Below are 23,153 nucleotides of genomic sequence, written 5' to 3'. Positions count from 1 at the left end.
GAGGAGCGTGCGCGTGTTCAACCGGAACCGATGTCTGCGGCCGGCGGTGGCGACAGCGGCCATATCCCTGGTGGCCGGCTGCGGCGTCTTTTCCAACGGCGGCTCAGATGGCAAGGGACCGATCTTCGTCGGGACCACGAGCGCCCCCAGCACCCTGGACCCGGCGGCTTCCTGGGACGGTTCCTGGGAGCTCTTCCGGAACATCTACCAGACCCTGCTGGCCTACCCGAACGGCGCGACCACGCCCCAGCCGGACGCCGCGGAGAGCTGCAAGTTCACCGACAACAGCTACCAGACCTACCGCTGCGAGCTGCGCCCGGACATGAAGTTCGCCGACGGGGACGCGCTGGACGCGCGTGCCGTCAAGTACTCGATCGACCGGATCAGGACCATCAACGTGGCCGGCGGCCCGGCGGGGCTGCTCGGCAGCCTGGACCAGGTGCAGGTGGCCGGTGACCGGGTCGTGGTCTTCAAGCTGAACAAGCCCGACGCCACCTTCCCGTTCGTGCTCGCCACGCCGGCCATGTCGATCGTGGACCCCGACGACTACCCCGAGCGCTCGCTGCGCAAGGACAACAAGGTCGTCGGGTCCGGCCCGTACTCCCTGAAGGCGTACGAGGAGGGGAAGAAGGCGGAACTGGTCAGGAACGACAACTACAAGGGGTTCGCCGACCGGAAGAACGACGCGGTGACCATACGCTACTTCCAGGACTCGGCCGCCATGGTCAAGGCGCTGCGGGACAAGCAGATCGACGTCACCTACCGAGGTCTGGGCGCCGACGACATCATCTCCCTCCAACACAGGGACACCAAGGGCCTCCAGCTCGTCGAGGGCGCCGGCACCGACATCAGCTACCTGGTGTTCAATCCGAAGGACCCGTGGTCCGCCAAGCCGGCCGTGCGCAAGGCCGTCGCGCAGGTCGTCGACCGCGCCGCCATCGCGCACCATGTCTACGAGGACACGGTCGACCCGCTGTACTCCATGGTCCCCAAGGGCCTCACCGGCCACACCACCGGGTTCTTCGACGAGTTCGGCGACCCCAGCGTCGCCAAGGCCCGCAAGATCCTCACCGGCGCGGGCATCACCGAGAAGGTGCCGCTCACCTTCTGGTACACCACCGACCGCTACGGCTCGGAGACGGCCAAGGAGTTCGAGGAGCTCAAGCGGCAGCTCGACGACTCCGGCCTGTTCACGATCACCCTGAAGAGCAGGCCCTGGAAGGCATACGTCGTGGGCTACCAGAAGGGCGAGTACCCGGTCTTCGGGCGTGGCTGGTTCCCGGACTTCCCCGACGCCGACAACTTCATCGCCCCCTTCGTGGGCGAGCAGAACGCGCTCGGCACGCCCTATCCGGAGTCGCAGATCACCAAGGTGCTGCTGCCCGAGTCGCGCCGCGAGGCCGACCGCGCGAACGTGATCACGCAGTTCGAGCGGGCGCAGCAGATCCTGGTGGACGACGCGCGGCTGCTGCCGCTGTGGCAGGGCAAGGTGTACGTGGGCGCCAGCGACGACATCTCCGGCGGTGAGCGGGCGCTCGACCCGTCGACGATCATGATGATGTGGGAGCTGTTCCGGAAGACCAGCTGGTAGGCAGGGCGTTCTTCGGGGCGTGAGCCCGTTGTCAGTGGTCGCCTGTAGGTTCTGAGACCTGGAAGTGACCGCACATCGTGAGGACGTTGACGTGACCGACATCGCCATGCTGCCCGAGTCCTGGCGCGGGGTTCTGGGCGACGAACTGCAGCAGCCCTACTTCAAGGAGCTGACCGAGTTCGTCGAGGAGGAGCGGGCGAAGGGCCCCGTCCATCCGCCGCGCGAGGAGGTCTTCGCCGCGCTGGACGCCACGCCGTACGACAAGGTGAAGGTCCTGATCCTCGGTCAGGACCCCTACCACGGCGAGGGCCAGGGTCACGGCCTGTGCTTCTCGGTCCGCCCCGGGGTGAAGGTCCCGCCGTCGCTGCGCAACATCTACAAGGAGATGCACGAGGAGCTGGGCACGCCGGTGCCGGACAACGGCTACCTGATGCCGTGGGCCCGGCAGGGCGTGCTCCTGCTGAACGCGGTGCTCACGGTGCGCGGTGGCGAGGCCAACTCCCACAAGGGTCGCGGCTGGGAGCGGTTCACCGACGCGGTGATCCGCTCGGTGGCCGGCCGGCCCGACCCCGCGGTCTTCGTCCTGTGGGGCAACTACGCCCAGAAGAAGCTCCCGCTGATCGACGAGACCCGGCACGTGGTGATCAAGGGTGCGCACCCGTCGCCGCTGTCGGCGAAGAAGTTCTTCGGCTCCCGTCCGTTCACGCAGATCAACGAGGCGGTGGCGCGGCAGGGGCACGAGCCGATCGACTGGCGGATCCCGAACCTCGGGTGACGTGGGCGCGGGGGCGCCCGATCGGCGGTGGTCGCGGTTAGCGTCGTAGGCGTCGGTCGGGACAGGCCTGGAGGGCGTGCGGTGGCGGAGCGACAGGAGCAGGCGTCGTCGGACGCCGTGCTGACGCGGATCGGGCAGAGTGTCCTGCTGCATCACGCCGGGGACCGGGAGGAGGCCCGTGGCCGCTTCCTGGCCCTGTGGGCGGAGATCGGCGAGGACGGCGATCCACTGCACCGCTGCACGCTGGCCCACTACATGGCCGACACCCAGGACGACCCCGCGGACGAGCTGGCCTGGGATCTCAGGGCGCTCTCGGCGGCCGAGGAGCTGACGGGGGACCGGCTCGCCGGGCGTGAGGGCGCGCCCGCGGCCCGCGCCCTGTATCCGTCCCTGCATCTCAACCTGGCCGCCGACTACGCGAAACTCGACCACCGCGCGGCCGCCCGGGACCACCTCCACCACGCCCGCACCGCGGCGGACGCCCTCGGCCCCGATCACTACGGCGACGGCGTCCGCTCGGCCATCCAGCGCCTCGCACTGCGGCTGGGGGAGGGCGGGCCCGGCCCGGAGCCGGGCGGCCCGCCGCGCCAGCGGTCGTAGGACGGGCCACCGGGCCGCCGCGGCCGGCTGGGCGTGCGCGGCGCACAACAGCCCGGACGCCGCCGTGCCCGGCACGGCACCGCGCCAGGGACGCCGCGTGTGGTGCTGCGGGATTGCGCTCGCCGATGATCGACGGGGGACGGACGCCTTACCGGGCGTACGTCCGCCCGCGCGCGGTGGCTGCCGGGCCTGCTCCGTGCTCGCCGTGAGGCTGACAGCTCCTTGTCCGCGTGGTGCTGTGCCGGGGTCCCGCGTGTGGTGCTGTGGGGTTGCGCTCGCCGATGATCGACGGGGGACGGGCGTCTCCTCGGGACTACGTCCGCCGGTGCGTGGTTGCTTCCGGGCTGCTGTGGGGCCTGCGCTGTGCCTGCCGCGAGGTTGGCGGCTCACTGTCCGCGTGGTGCTGTGCCGGGGTCCCGCGTGTGGTGCTGCGGGGCTGCACTGGCCGTCGGTCGACGGGGGAGGGGCGCCTCGCCGGGCGTACGTCCGCCCGTGCGTGGTTGCTGCCGGGCCTGCGCCGTGTCCATGGTGCAGGCCCGTTGTGGCTCAGCGGTTGTACGTCTGGCGGCAGATCCTGGTCTCCGGGCTGTCCGGTTTCCAGCCGCCGTACTGCCTGCCGAGGGCACAGAGGTCCGCGTTCGGTGGCAGGGCGTGCTTGGTGCCGGGGAGCTGTGCGCGCGGCGGCGACGCGGGCCGTGGGTGCCGGGGAGCCGCGTGCGCCGGGGCCCGGCTGGGGGAGTGCGCCGGTGCCGGCGGCCGCCGCTTGCCGGGCGGGTCTTCCGGGGACGGCGCCTGGGCCGGGGTGGCGGAGTGGCGCGGGTCGCCGATGTGCTCCAGGGCCTCGCGGGCGGGGGCCTGCACGGCCGCGTGCCCGGCGCCGTCCGGGCGTGGGACCGAGAGCGGGGTGGTGGCGGCCGCCGGGCCGGGCGCGGGCGGCCGCTCGACCGTGACACAGCCGGAGAGGGCCGAGACGGCCGCGGAGACCAGGAGCGTTGCGGTGGTCGTCGTACGATGCACCCGCGCAACTCTGCTGGGTCCGGGCCGTGAGCGGACCGCGGTCGGGCGGAGGATGCCACGGACGGGTGATCCTGGGCCCCGTAAGGGGTGTCTCACCGCGCCCGCCGCTGACGCCGGGTGACGGGTGTCGGCTTCAGTCTCCCGTCGTTCCGTCGATCCGCTCGCGGAGCAGGTCGGCGTGCCCGTTGTGCCGGGCGTACTCCTCGATCATGTGGGTGTAGATCCACCGCAGGTTGAACGGTTCGTCGGTGCGGTTGCTCTTGCGCTGCGACAGCTCGTCCAGGCCGAGGCCCGCGGCGTTGCGGCGGGCGGTCTCGATCTCGGACTGCCAGGTGCCGTACGCCTCCGCCCAGGTGTCCGCCTCGGTGACGTGGAAGTCGCCGTCCGGGTCCTGCTCGTCGTAGTAGATCGGTCCGGGGTCGTCCATCAGGAGCACGTTGCGGAACCAGTGCCTCTCCACCTCGGCCATGTGCCGCACCAGACCCATCAGGGTCAGCTCGGACGGCTCCGCGGACGCGGTCCGCAACTGCTCGTCGGTCAGGCCCTCGCACTTGCGCGCCAGCGTCTGCCGGTGGTACTCCAACCAGCCTTCCAGCATGGCGCGTTCGGAGGCGTTCAGGGCGGGCACTTGTCGTCGCTCGGTCGTCATGCCCCGATCCTGGCCCACAACCGGCCCGTCACACCAAGGGTTTTCCGGCGCCGAACATCCCCTCCAGCAGCTCCCGCAATCCCGCCCGCAACTCCTCCAGTTCCGGCACCCGGGCATGGAACGAACCCGCCACGCAGGAGTACATGAGCCCGTCCGCCCAGGCGACCAGGGACAGCACGTGCCGCTCCGGGGCGGTCGAGCCCATCGCCGTGACCAGCGCGCCGAGTTGGTCACGGAAGCGGGCGCCCGCCGCGTCGAAGTGGGACCGCAGTTCCGGGCGGCGGGTGGCCTCCAGGGCCAGCTCGTAGCGGGCGAGCGTCAGGGCCCGGTTGCGGGTCAGCGCGCGGTGGGTGGCCAGCGCAAGTCCCTCCACCAGCGAGTCGAGACCCCCGGTTCGCGGGTCCGGCATCTCGTGCAGCGCCAGCACCCGCGCCTCCCGCTCGGCCAGCCGCCGCACCGCCAGTTCCAGCAGGGCCTGCCGGGTGCGGGCGAGGTTCGACGTCGAGCCCTGCGGCAATCCGGCCCTCTCGTCGACCGCCCGGTGCGTCAGACCGCGCATCCCGCGCTCGGCGAGCAGGGCGAGCGCGGTGTCGGCGACGAGATCGGCGCGCTGAGCGCTGTCGGGACGTGCGGACATGGGGATCAACCTACCCGGCGACTACACCCGTAGTGCGGCGCACTACATCCGTAGTATCGTCGAGGCGCCGGTTCACTACAGATGTAGTCTCGCTGTGCAGGAGGAGCCATGCCCCAGCAGCCACGCGCCGTCGTCATCGGCGGCGGCATCGCAGGACTCACCGCGGCCGCGGCCCTGCACCTCGGCGGCCGGCAGGTCACCGTGCTGGAACGGGCCCCCTCCCTGGAGCCCGTCGGCGCCGCCATCTCGCTCTCCCCGAACGCCCTGCGCGCCCTGGACGTCCTCGGCATCGGCGACCGGATCCGTGATCTCGCCGCCTGGCAGGGCGAGGGCGGACTGCGCAGCCCGGCCGGCCGCTGGATCACCAGGACGGACGCCGCCGCGGCGGCCGAGCGGTTCGGCGGTCCCCTCGTCCTGCTGCACCGCGCCACCCTGATCGACAGCCTGGCCGCCCTCCTCCCGCCCGGCACCGTCCGCACGGCCGCCGACGCGCGGCTCGCCGACCCCGGGGACGACCACCGCCCGGCCCGCGTGAGCACCCCCAACGGTGAACTGGAGGCCGACCTGGTGGTGGCCGCCGACGGTGTCCACTCCGCCGTGCGCCGCACGCTGTTCCCGGACCATCCCGGGGCGGTCTACGCCGGATTCACCACCTGGCGGGTCGTGATCCCCGTACCCGGCGCCGAGTTCGCTTCCCACGAGACCTGGGGCAGGGGACGCCTGTGGGGCACGCACCCGCTCAAGGACGGCAGGGTCTACGCGTACGCCGCCGCCCTCACGCCTCCCGGACAGCGCGCGGCCGACGACGAGAAGGCCGAACTCCTGCGCCGCTTCGGCCACTGGCACGACCCGATCCCCGCCGTCATCGCCGCCGCCCGTCCCGAGGACGTGCTGCGCCACGACGTCCACCACATCGCCCAGCCGCTGCCCGCCCACCACCGCGGCCGGACCGTGCTCATCGGCGACGCCGCCCACGCCATGCCGCCGAACCTCGGGCAGGGCGGCAACCAGGCCATCGAGGACGCCGTCGTCCTCGCCCATCACGCCGACGACCTCGCCGCCCACACCGCGGCCCGGCTGCCCCGCACGACCATGATCGCCCGCCAGGCCGTCAGGGCCGCGCGGCTCGACATGATGCGCAACCGTGCCGGGATCGTCCTGCGCGACAACGCGATCGCCGCGCTGTCCAGGGTCAGCCCGGACCTGCTCCTGCGCGGATTCGACGGCATCGCCGACTGGCGTCCCCCGCAGCCCCCGTATGCTGCCGTGCAGTCAGGCACGGCAGAGCGGTGAAGGAGCCCACGTGAAGGTCGGCTGCATCGGACTCGGCGACATCGCGCAGAAGGCGTACCTGCCGGTGCTCGGCACCCAACCCGGAGTCGACCTGCACCTGCAGACCCGGACGCCCCAGACGCTCCAGCGGGTCGCCGACAGCCTGCACCTGCCCGCGGAGCGGCGCCACGCCGACCTGGACTCCCTGCTCTCCCAGGACCTCGACGCCGCCTTCGTGCACGCACCCACCGCCGTCCACCCGCAGATCGTCACCCGGCTCCTGGAGGCGGGCGTGCCGACGTACGTCGACAAGCCGCTCGCCTACGAACTCGCCGACTCCGCGCGCCTGGTCGGGCTCGCCGAGAAGCGGAACGTCTCGCTCATGGTCGGCTTCAACCGGCGCCACGCACCCGGCTACGTGCAGTGCGCCGACCACCCCCGCGAGCTGATCCTGATGCAGAAGAACCGCATCGGACTGCCCGAGGTACCGCGCACGATGATCCTCGACGACTTCATCCACGTCGTGGACACCCTGCGGTTCCTGGTGCCGGGCGAGGTCGACGACGTCACCGTACGCGCGCGCGTGCGTGACGGCCTGCTGCACCACGTCGTGCTGCAACTCGCCGGGGACGGATTCACCGCGCTCGGCGTGATGAACCGGCTCAGCGGTTCGACGGAGGAGGTCCTCGAGGTCTCCGGGCAGGACACGAAGCGGCAGGTGGTCAACCTCGCCGAGACCGTCGACCACAAGGGCCAGCCGACCGTGCGCCGGCGCGGCGACTGGGTGCCCGTCGCCCGGCAGCGAGGTATCGAGCAGGCCGTGCTGTCCTTCCTCGACGCCGTACGCGCCGGGAAGGTGCTCAGCGCCCGTGACGCGCTGGAGACCCACGAACTGTGCGAACGGGTGGTACGGACGGTTCTGGAGCGCTCCGGCGCCGCCTGAACGCCCGCAGTCCCTCCGCCGCGCCCAGTACGGCCAGCACCAGCAGCGCGCCGTGCGCGGGCCAGTCGCCGAAGCGGACGTACAGGGTGACGCCGTGCGCGGTCGGTACGTCGTACACGCGCGCGGTGCCCGTGTCCGTGCCCAGCCAGGAGCCGACGCGCTGCCCGCGCGGGCCGTACACGGCGGACACGCCCGTCAGCGTGGCGTGCACCATCGGCCGCCCGGTCTCGGCGGCACGCAGCGCGGCCAGCGAAGCGTGCTGTTCGGGGGCCCAGCTCTGCTGGAAGGTCGACGTCGAGGACTGCGCGAGCAGCACCCGCGCGCCGTCCTGCGCGAGATGCCGGCTCATGTCGGGGAACGCCGTCTCGAAGCAGATCATAGGGCCGACGCGCAGGCCGTGGCCGACGTTCATCACCACCTGCTCGGTGCCCCGCCGGCGGTCCTCACCCGCGGCCCGGCCGACGGAGGTCGCCCAGCCGAGCACCGAGCGGGCCGGGACGTACTCGCCGAACGGGACGAGCCGCATCTTGTCGTAGCGCTCGCCGGTCGGGCCGTCCGGACCGACGAGGACCGAGCTCTTGTATATGCCGGGCTGGTCGGAGCGCCGGGCGTCCACGTTGACCAGCACGTCGGCGCCGGTCGCGCGGGACAGCGCCGCGATCCGCCGCGCCAGGTCCGGCCGGTGGCTCAGGTCGAAGCCGACGCTGCTCTCGCCCCAGACGATCAGGTCGGGGTGCTGCCCCACCAGCCGGCGGGTCAGCTGTTCCTCCAGATCGAACCGCCGCTGCCCGCTGTCGGTGCCGGCCACGACACCCGGCTGCACGACGGCGATCCGGACGTGGCCGTCGACGTCGGGGCGCGGCGCCCACATCCACACCGCGGAGGTCGCCGCGGCCGTGGCCACCAGCCCGGCCACCGCGGGCACCCGGGACGCGCGGACCGCGACGAGCAGCGCGACCGCGACGTTGACGGCCACCACCAGGAAACTCAGCAGCCACACCCCGCCCACGGAGGCCAGCCGCAGCGCCGGCGCTACCTGCCACTGGCTGGAGCCCAGCATGCCCCACGGCCCGCCCAGCCCCTGCCAGGACCGGACGAGCTCGATCGCCAGCCACGCCGACGGCAGCACGACCAGCGCGGCCGCCGCCCGCCCCGGCGAGGGCGTCCCCGCCAGGAACCGCCGTACCAGCCGGCCCCAGGGCGCCCACAGCAGGCCCATGAGCGCGGCGAGCACGACGGTGAACACGTGCAGGTTCGGCAGCAGCCAGTGGAAGACGGCCAGCATGAACCCCAGGCCGCCGAACCAGCCGTCGTACGCCGCCCGCCTCCCGGTCGGAGCGGAGCGGACCAGCAGGATCCACGGGACCAGCGCGACGTAGGCGAACCACCACAGCGAAGGGGCGGGAAACGCGAACACGAACAGGGCACCCGCGAGCGCGGCGAGCACCGAACGCCGCCACGGGGAGGTCAGCCACCGGCCGAACGTCTTCATACGGTGCCCTCCTACCCCCACGGATGGCTCCAGTGTGCGCGCCCCGGAAGATCCCGCCCAGAGGGCCTTGGAGGGGCTGGGAATTCCTGCCTCCGCGCGCGGGCGGCCGGGGTCCTAGGATGATCACATTGGGTGTGGTCGCTCGGTGCTGCGGAGGTCCGAATGAAACGTCTCGTGACAGTCGTCACCGGCGGTGGCCGGGGCATCGGGGCCGCGATCTGCCGGCGGCTGGCGGCCGACGGGCACGACGTGGTCGTGGGGTACGTCGACGACACCGCGGCCGCCGAGGCGGTGGCCGACGAGGTGCTCGAGGCCGGGGCGCGCGGGGTGACCGTGCAGATGGACACCTCGGTGGAGGCGGACGTCGAACGGCTCTTCGCCCTGGCGGAGGAACGGCTCGGGCCCGTCACCGGACTGGTGAACAACGCCGGGGTGAGCGGACCGCTGGGCCGGCTCGCCGACACCGACACCGCCGATCTGCGTCGTGTCGTGGACGTCAACCTCCTGGGCACCCTGCTGTGTTCGCGCCGTGCGGCCCAGCTGATGGCGCCCCGGAAGAACGGCGTGATCGTGAACGTGTCGTCCGCGGCCGCCACACTCGGCAGTCCCGGGGAGTTCGTCCACTACGCCGCGACGAAGGCCGCCGTGGACGCCCTCACCCTGGGCCTGGCCAAGGAACTCGGCCCGGACGGCATCCGCGTCAACGCGGTCGCGCCGGGCATGATCGACACCGGGATGCACGCGGCGATGGGCGACCCGGACCGGGTGCGGCGGGCGGCCGGAAACATCCCGCTGGGCCGGGCCGGCCGGGCGGAGGAGATCGCCGCGGCCGTCGCATGGCTGATGTCACCGGACGCCTCCTACACGACGGGAGCGGTGCTGCGGGTGTCGGGCGGACGCTGAGCCTGAACCGGGTCGCCGGAACGGGCCGGCCCGGGCCGGAGCGGCGACCGCCGGTGGACCGGGGACGTCAGGCGGCCGCGATGAGCTCGTCCCTCATCGCGGTGGCCCACTCGACCACCAGCAGCTCGTACTCCTCGCGCTCCTGGGCCGACAGGGACCCGCCTGAGCGCAGCCACAGCGACCGGATCTGCTCGTTCAGCTCGGCGGCGGACCGCACGGAACCAGGGGCCACTGAATCGGGGAACATGGCCACAGCCTAGGGGCAAGGACTGACACTGCGCTACCGGACGGCTACAGCGGCCGTATGGACTCGGTCACCCGCGCCCGTCCCGGCCGTCGTACCGACCGGGTCGTCGGGTACGCGTACGCGTGCGGTGCCGTCAGTGATTCCGCAGGTGGTGGCGCTTGCGCCAGGCGACCGCCGTGCCGAGCACGGCCGGTACCGCGATGCAGGCCATCGCCAGGAGAAAGGCCGGAGAGGTCGGTGCGGAGGCGCGGGCGCCGGCGACGGCGTAGGCGGCGGTGTTGGGGATCGAGCCGAGGGCCGTGGCGAGGAGGAACGTCGTCCAGCCCATGCGGGAGACGGCGGCGCAGTAGTTGGCGGCCCAGAACGGCACTCCCGGGAAGAGCCGGGCCGCCATCATCGAACGGAAGCCGTGCCGGCTGAGCTGCCCGTCCGCCGCCTTCAGCAGCCGGCCGCGCAGCAGCGGGCGCAGCGCGTCCTGGCCCAGCACGCGGCCGAGGCCGAAGGCCGCCCCGGCGCCCAGCACCGTGCCGGCCAGCGCCGCCGCCAGTCCCAGCTGCGAGCCGAACAGCGCGCCCGCGGCCAGGTTCAGTAGCGGCCGCGGCACGAACGCCACCGTGCACAGGCAGTACGCCGCGGCGAACACCACCGCCGCGACGGCCCCGCCCAGCTGCGGTGGCCAGCCGTGTGCCAGCAGTCTCTGCGGCTCGAAGAGCAGCACGGACACTCCGGCCGCCGTGAGCAGGACGAGCAGGAGGGAGAGCCGCGCCCAGGGCGACAGCAGCACACGCGCCCAGCGGGCGGAGAGGCCGGCCGGCGGGGCGGACGGAACGACCGGGACCGGCGGGGCCGTGGGGACGGCGACGGCCGGCTCGGTGGCGGCGGCCCGGGGAGAGGCCGTGGCGGTGCCCCCAGAGCGGGTGGTGGCATCGAGCATTCGGTGACATTAGCGGACGGATACGAGTGAGCGCCGGATGGCCCGGCTCACGCGTGCGCCGAGTGCGCACGCCATCGGCGTCTCGGCCAAGTCCCCGAGCCCCCGGCCCTCCTGTCCTGAGAACCGCTCGCCGCCCAAAAACCGTTCGACGGGCGGCCGGGTGTCGTGAATGATCGGTCCCATGTTCCGGCACGCCTTCGTCCTCGCAGCATCCGCGGTAGCGGATGCCCCGGAGGCTGCCGTCCTGATCCTCGTCGCCGCAGTCGACGGCGCCCGAAGCTGACCCTCCCCGGATCGTCCGGCGGACCCCTCAGGGGGAGGGTCGGCCATCCCGTGGGGTCCCGCAGCATCTACCAGGCTTCGAGGTACAGCCATGCCCAAGACGGCGTACGTACGCACCAAACCGCACCTGAACATCGGCACGATGGGCCATGTCGACCACGGCAAGACCACGTTGACCGCCGCCATCACGAAGGTGCTGGCCGAGCGCGGCTCCGGCACCTTCGTCCCGTTCGACCGCATCGACCGGGCCCCGGAGGAGGCCGCGCGCGGCATCACCATCAACATCGCGCACGTCGAGTACGAGACCGACACCCGGCACTACGCGCACGTGGACATGCCGGGCCACGCCGACTACGTCAAGAACATGGTCACCGGGGCCGCGCAGCTCGACGGCGCGATCCTCGTCGTCTCCGCGCTCGACGGGATCATGCCGCAGACCGCCGAACACGTGCTGCTCGCCCGGCAGGTGGGCGTGAACCACATCGTCGTCGCCCTCAACAAGGCCGACGCCGGCGACGAGGAGCTCATCGACCTCGTCGAACTGGAGGTCCGCGACCTGCTCACCGAGCACGGCTTCGGCGGCGACGCGGTACCCGTCGTACGGGTCTCCGGGCTCCGCGCCCTGGAGGGCGACCCGCGCTGGACGGCGTCGATCGAGGCGCTGCTCGACGCGGTGGACACCTACGTGCCGATGCCCGAGCGGTACCTGGACGCGCCGTTCCTGCTGCCGGTGGAGAACGTGCTCACCATCACCGGCCGCGGAACCGTGGTGACGGGCGCGGTCGAGCGCGGCACGGTCCGCGTCGGCGACCGGGTCGAAGTCCTGGGTGCCGGTCTGGAGACGGTGGTCACCGGACTGGAGACCTTCGGCAAGCCCATGGAGGAGGCCCAGGCCGGGGACAACGTGGCGCTGCTGCTGCGCGGGGTGCCGCGTGACGGGGTCCGCCGCGGCCACGTCGTCGCGGCGCCGGGCAGCGTGGTCCCGCGCCGCCGCTTCGCCGCGCGGGTGTACGTGCTGTCGGCGCGCGAGGGCGGCCGTACGACACCGGTGTCCACCGGCTACCGGCCGCAGTTCTACATCCGCACGGCGGACGTGGTGGGCGACGTCGACCTCGGCGAGGCAGCCGTCGCGCGGCCCGGCGACACGGTCACGATGACGGTGGAGCTGGGGCGCGAGGTGCCCCTGGAGCCGGGGCTGGGGTTCGCCATCCGTGAGGGCGGCCGCACCGTCGGCGCGGGGACCGTGACCGCCATCGTGTGAAGGGGACCGCCGGGGCCGGGGACCGCCGGCCGGTGCTTGCCGGCCGGCGGTCCCCTCGCCGCCTCTCGCGTGACGGCGGCGTCCGGTGCGTGACGGGGCCGTCCGGGGTGTGACGGCCCGGCACAATGGACGCGTGAACGAGCCGATACCCGTGACCCGAGCCGTCGATCACGGGACCGCCAAGCTGATGCCCGACGTCGACCGCGAGCGGGCCTGGCTGCTGACCGTGGACGGTGCGCCGCAGTCGTACGTCGACCTGGACGCGCCCGCCCACCTGGAGTTCGAGTACGCGCGGCGGCTCGGCCACGCCCTGGACACGGTCGCGCGGCCGGGCTCCCCGCTGGACGTGCTGCACCTCGGCGGGGGCGCCCTCACCCTGCCGCGGTACGTGGCCGCGACCCGGCCCGGCTCCCGGCAGGACGTCGTCGAGGCCGACCGCGGACTGCTGGAGATGGTCGTCGCCCACCTGCCGCTGCCGGACGGCGCCGACGTCTCGCTGCACACCGCCGACGCCCGCGCCTGGCTGGAGGCCGCCCCCGACGACTCGGCGGACGTCCTGATCGCGGACGTCTTCGGCGGCTCCCGCGTCCCGGCCCACCTCACGTCCCTCGGCTACGTCCGCGAGGCGGAGCGCGTGCTGCGCCCCGAAGGGGTCTACCTCGCCAACCTCGCCGACGCCGCCCCGTTCGCCTTCCTGCGTTCCCAACTCGCCACCCTCGCTGCGGTGTTCGAGGAGATCGCGCTGATCGCCGAACCCGCGGTGCTCCGCGGCCGCCGCTTCGGCAACACGGTGCTGATCGCCGCGCACCGCCCGCTCGACGTGGCCGCGCTGACCCGGCGGACCGCCTCCGACGCGTTCCCCGCCCGCGTCGAACACGGCGCCGCGATACGGGAGTTCACCGGGGATGCCGGGCCGGTGCGGGACGACGAGGCCGTGCCGTCGCCCGAGCCTCCGGACGGCGCGTTCGGCATCGGCTGATCAGCGCGGCCGGGCGCCGCCACGAGTGTCGCTCAGCCGCCGGTCGGGGTTCCGTGCAGCCGGACCGTGCCGAGGATCTTCATGATGGTCGCGGTGGGGACCTCCTCGCCCACGCCCTTGGCACCGTAGAAGTTCCAGGACACGAAGTCCCCGGCGGAGTTCTTGAAGCCGAAGGAGAGCGCCTTGCCGTCGCTCGCGCACTTGCCCTTCTGGGGCGTGTTGTTCGACTGGGCCCAGGCGATACTGCCCTGGATGCCCGACGTGGTCGTGTAGGGCTTGGCCTTCTGGTCGAACGTCAGGCTCTTCTTGTCGGGCTGCGTGTAGCCGCCGTAGACCCACCAGCCCACGGTGTTCACGGCCACCTCGTTGGTGTCCTTGGCGCCGTCGGCACCCTTGGTGCCCACCGCGGCGAGCGACGTGTCCTCCTCGCGGCCGTCCTTGTCGTCGTCGGACGTGCACCACTTGGACTTGTACTCGGCCACGCCGGACATGATGGTGATCAGCTTGCCGTCCTTGTGCTCCTCGAAGCCGATGCTCACCCCCGGCGACTGGACCTCCCAGTCGGCCGGGACGTCGAAGGCGATGCCCCGCTTGGGGTTCACGACGACCTTCCAGCCGGGGATCGTCGGCTTCTCGGTCTCCGTGCCGCGCGGATTGTCGACCGAGCCCGAGTCCGAGGCGCTCGGGTCGGCGGAGGCCGAAGTGGTGGGCGACGGGCTCGACTTGGCGTCGTTCGACCCGCCGTCGGCCTTGTCGTCCTTGTTCCCGCCGAGAACCAGGAAGCCGGTCACACCGGCGGTCAGGGCCACAGCCGTGACGCAGAGGATCGCGATGAGCCTCGTCCGGTTGCCGCCTCCGCCCGGCTGCTTCGGCGACTGGGGACCGCCTATCTGTGTGGGCGCACCCCACTGCGGTTGCTGGGCATATGGGTTGGGCTGCTGGTAACCGGGCTGCTGATAGGGATTCGGCTGTTGGTATCCCGGCTGCTGGTACGGGTTGTTCTGCGGGTTCTGCTCGCCCCCGGGCGGCTGCTGTCCTGGCCACATGGCCAGCAACCCTAGTGGCGCCAGGGACACGATTCGGTCACCGCCCTTTGTCAGGGACGTACCAGTAACGGGTGCGGATACCGGCCCGTCCGGTCTGGCCCGAACGGCCTACTGGTGAGTAACATTCTGGTATGAGCGCTGACCAGATGTCGATCGGCGAGATGCTCGCCGCGACCGTGCCGATGGCCCGGACCCTGAATCTCGAGTTCCTTCAGACCACGCCGGAGAAGGCGGTGGTGACCCTGCCGGACCAGGCCGACTACCACAACCACGTGGGCGGGCCGCACGCCGGCGCGATGTTCACGCTGGGGGAGTCCGCGAGCGGGGCCATCGTGCTGGCAGCGTTCGGCGACCAGCTCTCCCGTGCCGTGCCGCTCGCCGTGCGGGCCGAGATCGCCTACCGGAAGCTGGCCATGGGGGCCGTCACCGCCACCGCGACCCTGGGCCGTCCCGCCGCCGACGTCGTCGCGGAACTGGACGCGGGGCAGCGGCCGGAGTTCCCGGTGCCGGTCGAGATCCGGCGCGCGGACGGTGCCGTCACGGGAGAGATGACCGTCGTCTGGACCCTGCGGCCCAACGGCTGAGCGGCCGCCGCCGCCCTCCACACGGCCGCGGAGCGCCAGGCGGACATCCGGCGATCCCCGAGCATCGGGCGAGCCCCCGAGCCGGCGTTCCCGTCCGCCCGGTCGCGGACGGGAGCGCCGGCGCGATCCGCGGGAGCCGCCCGGCCGGGCCGAACCGGTAGGCTTCCCGGGGGTGCGTCTTCGTGGCGCTCCGCAGCACATGCACGCGAAACGGGGAGGAACCGGCGGTGCACGTCCAGGAATGGCTCGACACGGTACCCGCGGCCGCCGTCTACGCCGTGGTCGGCCTGGTCATCGGTCTGGAGAGCCTGGGCATTCCGCTGCCCGGCGAGATCGTCCTGGTCTCCGCGGCCCTGCTGTCCTCGCAGCACGCGGGCATCAACCCGGTCGTCCTCGGCGTGTGCGCCACCGTCGGCGCGGTCGTCGGCGACTCCATCGGCTACGCCATCGGCCGCAGGGGCGGCAGGCCGCTGCTCGCCTGGCTGGGGAAGAAGTTCCCCAAGCACTTCAGCGAGGGGCACATCGCGACCGCCGAGCGCTCCTTCGAGAAGTGGGGCATGTGGGCGGTCTTCTTCGGCCGCTTCGTCGCCCTGCTGCGCATCTTCGCCGGCCCCCTGGCGGGCGTGCTGCACATGCCGTACTGGAGGTTCCTCGTCGCCAACGTCCTCGGCGGCATCTGCTGGGCGGGCGGCACCACGGCGGTCATCTACTACGTGGGTGTCGTGGCCGAGTCCTGGCTGAAGAAGTTCTCCTGGCTCGGCCTGGTGGCGGCCGTGCTCTTCGGACTCGGCTCGATGCTGGTGCTCAAGCGCAGGGCGAAGAAGGCGCAGGCGGGCGCGCAGAGCGAGACCGAGGAGCCGGAGACGGTTCCCGCCGGGGAGTAGCCGGGCGCCCCGGAGGGGGCGCGGGTGCTGGGCCCTACGCGTGCACCTCGCGGTGCGCCTGCGCGAGCTGCGTGTACATCGTGCCGTTCAGGGTGATCCCCTGACGCTCCTCCTGCGTCAGCTCCCGCCTGACCTTCGCGGGGACGCCCGCGACCAGCGATCCCGGCGGCACCCGCATGCCCTGCGGCACCAGTGCCTGCGCCGCCACCAGGGATCCAGCGCCGATCACCGCGCCGTTCAGCACGGTCGCCCCCATGCCGATCAGGCAGTCGTCCTCGACGGTCGCGCCGTGCACCACGGCGTTGTGCCCGATGGAGACGCGCTCGCCGACGTCGACCGGGAAGCCGGGGTCGGCGTGCAGCGTGCAGTTGTCCTGGGCATTGCTGCCCGCGCCGACGGCGATCCGCTCCACGTCGCCGCGCAGCACCGCGCCGTACCAGACGCTCGCGCCCGCGCCCAGTGCCACGTCGCCGATCACGGTGGCCGTGGGCGCCACGAACGCCTCCTCGTCCACCTGCGGCTCGCGGCCGCCGATGCCCGCGATCAGCGCCTTGTCCGTCATCCTCGTTCTCCCTTTCGCCGCATGGGTCCGACGGCACCGTACGTCATCCGGTAGGGCGAAGATCACAGACGTGCGGCGCCATGGCGTGGCCCGGGCTGAGTACGGTGAGCGGGTGCCCACGCGTAGGAACACGTTCTCATCATGGTGGCGCCGCCTCGCGCAGCGCGCCGTCCACGCGGGCTGGGCCTGGGTGCAGCGCACGGGTTCCGTGACGGCCGAGCGGCCCGGACGCCTCCGCTTCGGCTCGATGGGAACGGGTACCAGGCTGGCCTTCCCGCTCGGCACGGTCTTCGGCGAACCGTGGATCCACCTGGGAGCGCACTGCATCGTCGGCGAGCAGGTCACGCTGACCGCCGGTCTGATGCCCGACCTGGACCTCGGCCCGGAGCCGATCCTGCGCATCGGTGACGGGGTGGTGCTCGGCCGCGGCAGTCACGTCATCGCCGACACCACGGTCACCATCGGCAGCGACTGCTACTTCGGCCCCTACGTCTACGTCACCTCCACCAACCACTCCTACGACGACCCGCACCAGCCCATCGGCAAGCAGTGGCCCCGGATGGAGCCGGTGGAGATCGGCCCCGGCTGCTGGATCGGCACCGGCGCGGTGATCCTGCCCGGCGCGCGGATCGGGCGGAACGTCGTGGTGGCGGCCGGCGCGGTGGTGCGCGGCGAGGTCCCCGACCACGCGGTGGTCGCGGGGGCGCCCGCCCGGGTCGTACGCCGCTGGACCGCCACCGAGGGCTGGCAGCCGCCGTTGCGGACCCCGGCCCCGGTGCCGATACCGCACGGCATCACCCCGGAGCAGTTGCTGGCACTGGCGGAGCTGGACGAGGAGAGCGCTGCCCGGCTGGCCGAGTGGGACGAGGAGTCCGGTTACCGGCTGGCCGGGCTGGAGACCGAGGGCGGCTGATCCGGCCCCGGACGGCCTTCGGCCGGCCCGGGGAATCAGCCCGTCGCCAGCAGCAGGGTGCCCACCAGCGCCAGACCCGCTCCGGCCGCCTGGACGGCCCGCAGCCGTTCGCTGAGGAAGCCGCGGGCGGCGAGCGCGGTCACCACCGGGTAGAGGGAGGCGAGGACGGCGGCCACCGTGACCGGGCCGTGCTGGGCGGCGACGCAGTACGTGCCGTTGGCGGCGACGTCCGCGAGGCCGACGAAGCCGAGCGCGGGCAGTGAGCGCCAGGGGAATCCGGCCTCGGGCAGTACGGGCCCGCCGCGCCGTGCGGAGGCGTACAGCGCGGCGCCGCCCGCCGCCACGTTGGTCACGCGCTGCACGAAGAGCGCGAGGAACAGGCCGGTGACGGTGGTGGAGGCCTCGGCGATCAGCGCGAACACCGTGCCGAAGCCGAGGGCCGCGACCAGGGTCAGCCCGATCGCCCGCCGCTGCACGGCGGCGCCTCCCAGACGCGGCCCGCCCGCGAGCACGACACCGGTGACGGCGACCGCGATCCCCGCGACCTGGAGCAGTCCCGGCCGCTCGCCCAGCACCAGCCCGACGGAGATCGGCACGGCCACGCCGAGCGAGGCCAGCGGCGAGATCACGCCCATCGGGCCGAGGGCGAGCGCCTTGTAGAAGGAGAACATCGCGACCGGGCCGACCAGGCCGGCGGCGAACGCGAACCACAGCCGCGGTCCGGCCTCGCTCCAGCCGCCGGTGGCGACGACGATCACGCCCAGCACCGCCGCCGCGACGGACTGGGAGACCACGACGACCGTCAGCGCGGGCATGCGCCGGGTGAGCAGTCCGCCGCCGAAGTCGGCCAGCCCCCACAGGAGGCTGGTGGCCAGGGCGAAGAATGCTGTCACGGCGTGCCTCGCAGTACAGTTCGGTGAACGATCGGGTGCAACCCACCGTAGTTCAGCGAAGTAAACTCTGTCATCCAGAATATTGGACGGAATGTGTCGGACCTCGAACTGCTGACCCAGTCCCTGGCGCGCAACGTCAAGCGCTGGCGTACCGAGCGGGGCTTCACCCTGGACACGCTCGCCGCACGCGCGGGAGTCAGCCGCGGCATGCTCATCCAGATCGAGCAGGCCCGCACCAACCCCAGCCTCGGCACCGTCGTCAAGATCGGTGACGCGCTCGGCGTCAGCATCACCAGCCTGCTCGACTACGAGCAGGGCCCCCGGGTCCGCGTCGTCCCGGCCGACCAGGCCGTCCGCCTGTGGCACACCGACGCCGGCAGCTACAACCGGCTCCTGGCGGGTGTCGAGGCGCCCGGTCCACTGGAGATGTGGGAGTGGCGCCTGATGCCCGGCGAGGGCAGCCCCTCCGACCCGCACCCCGCCGGCACCGTCGAACTGGTCCATGTCACCGCGGGGGAGCTGACGCTCACCGTCGACGCGGTGGAGTACCGCGTGCCGGCGGGCGCGAGCGCCTCCTTCGAGGCCAACACCCCGCACACGTACGCCAATGACGGCGCAGAGCCGATGGACATGGTGATGGCCGTGTCGGTCCCGCCCGTGCACTGAGACGCCCCGTCGTACAGCCCGGCGCTGCTGTTAGCGTGCGGTCATGCGCGCACCCATCGGGAACTTCGACCAGGCCACACCCGCCCCCGACTGCCTCGACGAGCTGATCCGCCCGGTCGCCGACGCCGTACGCCACTGGCACGGCGGTGTCCCGGCCGACCAGATCGTCTACGTCGAGACCGACCCGGAGTGGGCCGACACCGCCGTCTTCGTCGAGCACTACGGCCCGGAACTGCTGGAGACCTCCGCGAACTGTGTGGTCGTGGCGGGCCGGCGCGGCGGCGAGACCCGGCTGGCCGCCTGCCTCGCCCTGTCCGCCACCCGCGTCGACGTCAACGGCGTCGTGCGCCGCCAACTCGACGCCCGCAAGGCCTCCTTCGCGCCCATGGAGGTGGCGACCGGGGAGACCGGCATGGAGTACGGCGGCATCACGCCCATCGGACTCCCCGCCGACTGGCCCCTTCTGGTCGACTCCCGCGTCGTCGACCTGCCCTACGTCCTCGTCGGCAGCGGGCGGCGCCGCGGCAAGCTCCTGGTGCCGGGCAAGGCGTTCGCGCAACTGCCCGGCGCGGTGGTGCTGGACGGGCTCGGGGTCTGATCCCGCCCGCGGCGCTCAGGCCGGCGCGTGGTGGGCGAGGCGCAGATGCGGATCGGCCTCGCCGGGGGCCGGGGCCGGGTCGGCGTGGACCAGGGCCGCGGTGAGGCCGGGTACGGCGTGGAGCAGGGCGTGCTCGGCCTCCACGGCGGTGGCGTGGGCCTGGCGCACGGTCGCCTCGCCGTCCACGACCACCGCGACCTCCGCGCGCAGCCGGTGGCCGATCCAGCGCAGCCGGAGCTCGCCGACCGCCCGCACGCCCGGCACCTCGCTCAGCGCCCGTTCGGCGCGGTCCACCAGGGCCGGGTCGACGGCGTCCATCATCCGCCGGAACACCTCGCGGGCCGCGTCGCGCAGCACCAGCGCGATGGCCGCCGTGATCGCCAGCCCCACGATCGGGTCGGCGGCCCGCAGCCCCAGGGCCGAGCCGGCGGCGCCCAGCAGGACGGCCAGTGAGGTGAAGCCGTCCGTGCGCGCGTGCAGCCCGTCGGCCACCAGCGCGGCCGAGCCGATGGCGCGGCCCACACCGATCCGGTGGCGGGCCACCCACTCGTTGCCCGCGAACCCGACGAGGGCCGCCAGGGCGACCGCGGGCAGGTGCTCGACGGGGCGCGGATCGAGCAGCCGCTGGAAGGCGGCCCAGGCGGAGAAGGCGGCGGACGCGGCGATGGTCACCACGATCACCAGGCCCGCCAGGTCCTCGGCGCGTCCGTAGCCGTAGGTGAAGCGCCGGGTCGCCGCGCGGCGGCCCAGCACGAAGGCGATTCCCAGTGGTACGGCCGTCAGGGCGTCCGCCGTGTTGTGCACCGTGTCGCCGAGCAGCGCGACGGAGCCGGACGCGACCACCACCACCGCCTGGGCGAGCGCCGTGGCGCCGAGCACGGCCAGCGAGATCCACAGCGCCCGCATGCCGCGGGCGGAGGACTCCAGCGCGCGGTCCAGCCGGTCGGCGGAGTCGTGGGAGTGCGGGGCGAGGAGGTGTGCGAGGCGGTGGCGGAGAGAGCGCCCGTGCGCGGACTCGTGCTTGGGTCCGTGGTGGTGCCCGCGGTGGTGCCGGTCGGTCACGTGGTTCCCCTTCCGTGCGCGCGGAGGTGGACGTGTGACGCCCACGACGCCATTATGTGCTTATGAGCGCACGCATGCACCTGTCACCTGCGCACGATGCGCACCCGCGCACCCCGGGCGAGGATCAGTTGGCGCTGGCCGCCGAACTCCTCGCCCTGCTCGGCGACCGCACCCGGCTCGCCCTGCTGCACGCGCTGACGTCCGGCGAGGCCGACGTCACCACGCTCACCGAGGCGTGCGGGGCGGCCCGTCCGGCGGTCAGCCAGCATCTGGCGAGGCTGCGGCTGGCCGGGCTGGTGAACACGCGCAAGGAGGGCCGCCGGGTCGTCTACTCCCTGCGCGACGGTCACCTGCGCCGGCTGGTGGCCGAGGCGCTGAACGTCGCCGACCACCGGCTCGGCGACCGGTCCCTCCACGGCTGAGGCGCCCCTACCGGCTCGGCGACCGGCCCCTCCACGACTGAGGCGCCCCCACAGGTGAGGGCGGCCGGTCCCGGAAAGCGGCGGCGAAGGTCAGCCCAGACGGGGGATCTCGATGGCCGGGCAGCGGTCCATGACCATGTCGAGGCCCGCCGCACGGGTGCGCTCGAAGGCGGCTTCGTCGACCACCCCCAGCTGCAACCAGACGGCCTTCGCGCCCTTGGTGACCGCCTCGTCGGCGACCTGGCCGGCGAGATCGCTGTTGACGAACACGTCGACCACGTCCACGTCGAACGGGATGTCCGCGAGGGAGGGGTACCCCTGTTCGCCGTGCACCGTCTCCGCCTTCGGGTGGACCGGGACCACACGCTTGCCGAAGCGCCGCAGCACCTCGGCGACGCCGTACGCGGCCCGGCCGCGGTTCGAGGACAGGCCCACGACCGCCCAGGTGTCACCGTGTTCGGTCAGGATCTTCCGGATGGTCGCAGCGTCGCCGTACACCAGGGGTCTCCTCGTCTCGGGAAGGGTTGCCGTCCGGGCAACGACGGCCGCCGCCCGGCGATTCCCGGCCGGCACGGAACCCGCCGACCTGTCCGGAACGTGCGGCCTCGGCCTGCGCGCGGCCGTCCGGCGGCCTACGCTCGGGCCGTGCTGCGCATCATCGACGCCCGAACCGGCGAGCCCGTGGACGCCGCCCCCGCCCGCCGCGGGCTGACCCGTGTCGAGGCGCACGCGTCGGGCTGCGACGCGTCGGGCCTGCGCGTGCTGCTGGTCGCCGACATCCTCGTCCGCGCCCTCGAACTGAGCGGCACGCCCGTGTGGTCGCTGTTGTCCGGCGGCCGGGAACAGGCGCAGGAACTGCGAGCGGCGGCCGCCGCCCTCGGCATCCGGCCCTTCGAGGACGGCCGCGGCGCCGGCACCGCCCCGGGCGAGGCCCAGATCGTCCATGTGGCCGTCGAGGGCGCCGATACCGCGACCGGGGGCGTCCGGATCGCCGTCGCGCCCGTCGACGCGACGGTGCCCGCCGTCCCCGCGCGCGACGACGACCCCGCCGCCTGGCGCCTGGCACTGCTCGCCCGCCGCCACACCCGGCCCGTACGGCTGGACGAGGCCGCGCTGGACGACGCCCGCCGGACTCTGGCGCGATGGCGCGCGGCGGTCGCCGACTGGGCGCGGCGGCCCTCCCGGCCGGTCCCCGACGAGGTGCGCGGACGGCTACGCGGCGCCTGGGAGGACGACCTGGACGTGCCGGCGGTCCTGCGGGTGCTGGAGTGGGCCGGGACCGATCCGGACCTGGCGGACGGGGCGCGCTTCGAGACGTACGCGTACGCGGACCGGCTGCTCGGCCTCGACCTCACGCGCGACCTGGGGCGTGCGGCGTGATCGCCCGCGCGGGAGCCGGCCCGCTGCGCCGCCTGGTCGTCCTGCGGCACGCCAAGTCCGCCTGGCCCGAGGGCGTCGCCGACCACGACCGCCCGCTCGCGCCCCGCGGCCGCCGGGACGCGCCGGCGGCGGGTCGCGCGCTCGCCGAGGCCGACTGCCTCCCCGACTTCGCGCTGTGCTCCACCGCGCTGCGTGCCCGGCAGACCTGGGAACTGGCCTCCGCCCAGTGGGGCACCCCACCGCCGGTGCGCTACGACCGCCGGCTGTACGCCGCAGACGCCCCCGATCTGCTCGCCGCCGTGCGTGAGGCGCCGCCCGAGGTCGGGACGCTGCTCCTGCTCGGCCACAACCCGGGCCTGGAGGAACTGGTCCTGGAACTGGCCGGGGACGGTCTGGACGACACGCTGGACCGGCTCCGGGCGAAGTTCCCGACCTCCGCGATCGCCATCGTGTCCTGGCACGGCCCCGGCTGGCCGTCCCTCGCCCCGGGCGCCGCCCTCCTGACGGACCTGACCGTGCCGAGGGGCGCCAAGAAACGGCGGTGAACGCGGGCGTGCCCGG

27 protein-coding genes are annotated in these 23,153 nt (G+C 73.2%); 16 read left to right on the top strand and 11 right to left on the bottom strand.

Annotated features, from left to right (window positions below; all coding sequences use genetic code 11):
• The first annotated feature begins 13 nt into the window (after window positions 1-13).
• From ACFY3J_RS15030 to ACFY3J_RS15020, 3 genes are all read left to right on the top strand, one after another.
• Entirely contained in the window at window positions 14-1,591 is a 1,578-nt protein-coding gene (locus ACFY3J_RS15030) for an ABC transporter substrate-binding protein (RefSeq protein WP_384181740.1), read from the top strand.
• A 91-nt stretch (window positions 1,592-1,682) separates the two neighbouring features.
• Window positions 1,683-2,366 (top strand): uracil-DNA glycosylase, encoded by a 684-nt coding sequence (gene ung / locus ACFY3J_RS15025; protein WP_384181738.1) that lies wholly within the window; start codon window positions 1,683-1,685, stop codon window positions 2,364-2,366.
• A gap of 81 nt (window positions 2,367-2,447) precedes the next feature.
• Window positions 2,448-2,966 (top strand): hypothetical protein, encoded by a 519-nt coding sequence (locus tag ACFY3J_RS15020; RefSeq protein ID WP_384181736.1) that lies wholly within the window; start codon window positions 2,448-2,450, stop codon window positions 2,964-2,966.
• A 546-nt stretch (window positions 2,967-3,512) separates the two neighbouring features.
• Here the strand turns inward: ACFY3J_RS15020 and ACFY3J_RS15015 are convergent.
• From ACFY3J_RS15015 to ACFY3J_RS15005, 3 genes are all read right to left on the bottom strand, one after another.
• Complete coding sequence (locus ACFY3J_RS15015) at window positions 3,513-3,983, bottom strand: hypothetical protein (protein ID WP_384181734.1); 471 nt, start codon at window positions 3,981-3,983, stop codon at window positions 3,513-3,515.
• Between the two features lie 133 nt (window positions 3,984-4,116).
• Window positions 4,117-4,632 carry a DinB family protein gene (locus ACFY3J_RS15010; protein WP_384181732.1) on the bottom strand — a complete coding sequence of 172 codons (516 nt, stop codon included), beginning with the start codon at window positions 4,630-4,632 and terminating at the stop codon, window positions 4,117-4,119.
• A 28-nt stretch (window positions 4,633-4,660) separates the two neighbouring features.
• Complete coding sequence (locus ACFY3J_RS15005; protein WP_384181730.1) at window positions 4,661-5,269, bottom strand: TetR/AcrR family transcriptional regulator; 609 nt, start codon at window positions 5,267-5,269, stop codon at window positions 4,661-4,663.
• Between the two features lie 108 nt (window positions 5,270-5,377).
• On the opposite strand from ACFY3J_RS15005, the gene ACFY3J_RS15000 reads away from it, so the two are divergent.
• Both ACFY3J_RS15000 and ACFY3J_RS14995 read left to right on the top strand, forming a co-directional pair.
• On the top strand, window positions 5,378-6,562 hold the full coding sequence (locus ACFY3J_RS15000) for an FAD-dependent monooxygenase (RefSeq protein WP_384181728.1): 1,185 nt from the start codon (window positions 5,378-5,380) through the stop codon (window positions 6,560-6,562).
• Window positions 6,563-6,572: 10 nt separating this feature from the next.
• A complete protein-coding gene (locus ACFY3J_RS14995; RefSeq protein WP_390841001.1) occupies window positions 6,573-7,484 on the top strand; it encodes a Gfo/Idh/MocA family protein in 912 nt (303 codons plus the stop codon).
• Here the strand turns inward: ACFY3J_RS14995 and lnt are convergent.
• A complete protein-coding gene (gene lnt, locus ACFY3J_RS14990; protein WP_384181724.1) occupies window positions 7,402-8,976 on the bottom strand; it encodes an apolipoprotein N-acyltransferase in 1,575 nt (524 codons plus the stop codon). The genes ACFY3J_RS14995 and lnt overlap by 83 nt on opposite strands.
• Before the next feature lie 162 nt (window positions 8,977-9,138).
• On the opposite strand from lnt, the gene ACFY3J_RS14985 reads away from it, so the two are divergent.
• Window positions 9,139-9,879: an SDR family NAD(P)-dependent oxidoreductase gene (locus ACFY3J_RS14985; protein WP_384181722.1), complete on the top strand. Its 741-nt coding sequence runs from the start codon at window positions 9,139-9,141 to the stop codon at window positions 9,877-9,879.
• A 67-nt stretch (window positions 9,880-9,946) separates the two neighbouring features.
• Here ACFY3J_RS14985 and ACFY3J_RS14980 read toward each other — a convergent pair whose 3' ends face one another.
• Complete coding sequence (locus ACFY3J_RS14980; RefSeq protein WP_384181720.1) at window positions 9,947-10,126, bottom strand: hypothetical protein; 180 nt, start codon at window positions 10,124-10,126, stop codon at window positions 9,947-9,949.
• A gap of 133 nt (window positions 10,127-10,259) precedes the next feature.
• Window positions 10,260-11,060 (bottom strand): TVP38/TMEM64 family protein, encoded by an 801-nt coding sequence (locus tag ACFY3J_RS14975; RefSeq protein WP_384181718.1) that lies wholly within the window; start codon window positions 11,058-11,060, stop codon window positions 10,260-10,262.
• Window positions 11,061-11,433: 373 nt separating this feature from the next.
• Here ACFY3J_RS14975 and tuf point away from each other — a divergent pair, with 373 nt between their 5' ends.
• Together tuf and ACFY3J_RS14965 are read left to right on the top strand one after the other, a co-directional pair.
• The gene (gene tuf, locus ACFY3J_RS14970; protein WP_384181716.1) at window positions 11,434-12,603 is read left to right on the top strand and encodes an elongation factor Tu; all 1,170 of its coding nucleotides are present in this window, start codon (window positions 11,434-11,436) and stop codon (window positions 12,601-12,603) included.
• Window positions 12,604-12,736: 133 nt separating this feature from the next.
• Window positions 12,737-13,582 (top strand): spermidine synthase, encoded by an 846-nt coding sequence (locus ACFY3J_RS14965; RefSeq protein WP_390841000.1) that lies wholly within the window; start codon window positions 12,737-12,739, stop codon window positions 13,580-13,582.
• A gap of 32 nt (window positions 13,583-13,614) precedes the next feature.
• Here the strand turns inward: ACFY3J_RS14965 and ACFY3J_RS14960 are convergent, their stop codons facing one another.
• Window positions 13,615-14,628 carry a hypothetical protein gene (locus ACFY3J_RS14960; protein ID WP_384181712.1) on the bottom strand — a complete coding sequence of 338 codons (1,014 nt, stop codon included), beginning with the start codon at window positions 14,626-14,628 and terminating at the stop codon, window positions 13,615-13,617.
• A 146-nt stretch (window positions 14,629-14,774) separates the two neighbouring features.
• Here ACFY3J_RS14960 and ACFY3J_RS14955 point away from each other — a divergent pair, with 146 nt between their 5' ends.
• Window positions 14,775-15,212: a DUF4442 domain-containing protein gene (locus tag ACFY3J_RS14955; protein WP_141366822.1), complete on the top strand. Its 438-nt coding sequence runs from the start codon at window positions 14,775-14,777 to the stop codon at window positions 15,210-15,212.
• A 227-nt stretch (window positions 15,213-15,439) separates the two neighbouring features.
• Complete coding sequence (locus ACFY3J_RS14950) at window positions 15,440-16,096, top strand: DedA family protein (RefSeq protein ID WP_384181710.1); 657 nt, start codon at window positions 15,440-15,442, stop codon at window positions 16,094-16,096.
• 34 nt (window positions 16,097-16,130) lie between these two features.
• On the opposite strand, the gene ACFY3J_RS14945 is transcribed toward ACFY3J_RS14950, so the two are convergent.
• Window positions 16,131-16,658, bottom strand: a complete 528-nt coding sequence (locus ACFY3J_RS14945) for a gamma carbonic anhydrase family protein (protein ID WP_384181708.1) — start codon at window positions 16,656-16,658, stop codon at window positions 16,131-16,133.
• 112 nt (window positions 16,659-16,770) lie between these two features.
• Between ACFY3J_RS14945 and ACFY3J_RS14940 the strand changes: the two genes are divergently transcribed.
• Window positions 16,771-17,571 carry an acyltransferase gene (locus tag ACFY3J_RS14940; RefSeq protein WP_384181706.1) on the top strand — a complete coding sequence of 267 codons (801 nt, stop codon included), beginning with the start codon at window positions 16,771-16,773 and terminating at the stop codon, window positions 17,569-17,571.
• Window positions 17,572-17,606: 35 nt separating this feature from the next.
• Here the strand turns inward: ACFY3J_RS14940 and ACFY3J_RS14935 are convergent, their stop codons facing one another.
• Window positions 17,607-18,464 carry a DMT family transporter gene (locus ACFY3J_RS14935; RefSeq protein WP_384181704.1) on the bottom strand — a complete coding sequence of 286 codons (858 nt, stop codon included), beginning with the start codon at window positions 18,462-18,464 and terminating at the stop codon, window positions 17,607-17,609.
• A gap of 93 nt (window positions 18,465-18,557) precedes the next feature.
• On the opposite strand from ACFY3J_RS14935, the gene ACFY3J_RS14930 reads away from it, so the two are divergent.
• Window positions 18,558-19,130, top strand: coding sequence for a helix-turn-helix domain-containing protein (locus ACFY3J_RS14930; protein WP_141363080.1), 573 nt, complete (start codon window positions 18,558-18,560; stop codon window positions 19,128-19,130).
• 43 nt (window positions 19,131-19,173) lie between these two features.
• On the top strand, window positions 19,174-19,728 hold the full coding sequence (locus ACFY3J_RS14925; RefSeq protein WP_390840999.1) for a YbaK/EbsC family protein: 555 nt from the start codon (window positions 19,174-19,176) through the stop codon (window positions 19,726-19,728).
• Between the two features lie 15 nt (window positions 19,729-19,743).
• Here ACFY3J_RS14925 and ACFY3J_RS14920 read toward each other — a convergent pair whose 3' ends face one another.
• The gene (locus ACFY3J_RS14920) at window positions 19,744-20,790 is read right to left on the bottom strand and encodes a cation diffusion facilitator family transporter (RefSeq protein ID WP_390840998.1); all 1,047 of its coding nucleotides are present in this window, start codon (window positions 20,788-20,790) and stop codon (window positions 19,744-19,746) included.
• A 62-nt stretch (window positions 20,791-20,852) separates the two neighbouring features.
• Here ACFY3J_RS14920 and ACFY3J_RS14915 point away from each other — a divergent pair, with 62 nt between their 5' ends.
• Entirely contained in the window at window positions 20,853-21,212 is a 360-nt protein-coding gene (locus ACFY3J_RS14915; RefSeq protein WP_390840997.1) for an ArsR/SmtB family transcription factor, read from the top strand.
• A gap of 90 nt (window positions 21,213-21,302) precedes the next feature.
• On the opposite strand, the gene ACFY3J_RS14910 is transcribed toward ACFY3J_RS14915, so the two are convergent.
• A complete protein-coding gene (locus ACFY3J_RS14910) occupies window positions 21,303-21,710 on the bottom strand; it encodes a CoA-binding protein (protein ID WP_384181695.1) in 408 nt (135 codons plus the stop codon).
• Between the two features lie 147 nt (window positions 21,711-21,857).
• Between ACFY3J_RS14910 and ACFY3J_RS14905 the strand changes: the two genes are divergently transcribed.
• Window positions 21,858-22,592, top strand: a complete 735-nt coding sequence (locus ACFY3J_RS14905; RefSeq protein ID WP_384181693.1) for a hypothetical protein — start codon at window positions 21,858-21,860, stop codon at window positions 22,590-22,592.
• Entirely contained in the window at window positions 22,589-23,137 is a 549-nt protein-coding gene (locus ACFY3J_RS14900) for a SixA phosphatase family protein (RefSeq protein WP_384181691.1), read from the top strand. Before ACFY3J_RS14905 ends, ACFY3J_RS14900 begins: the two co-directional genes overlap by 4 nt.
• Window positions 23,138-23,153: the final 16 nt, after the last annotated feature.

The organism is Streptomyces sp. NPDC001231 (assembly GCF_042896885.1).
Classification (GTDB): Bacteria; Actinomycetota; Actinomycetes; order Streptomycetales; family Streptomycetaceae; genus Streptomyces.
This window is presented reverse-complemented; position numbering and strand designations above follow the sequence as displayed.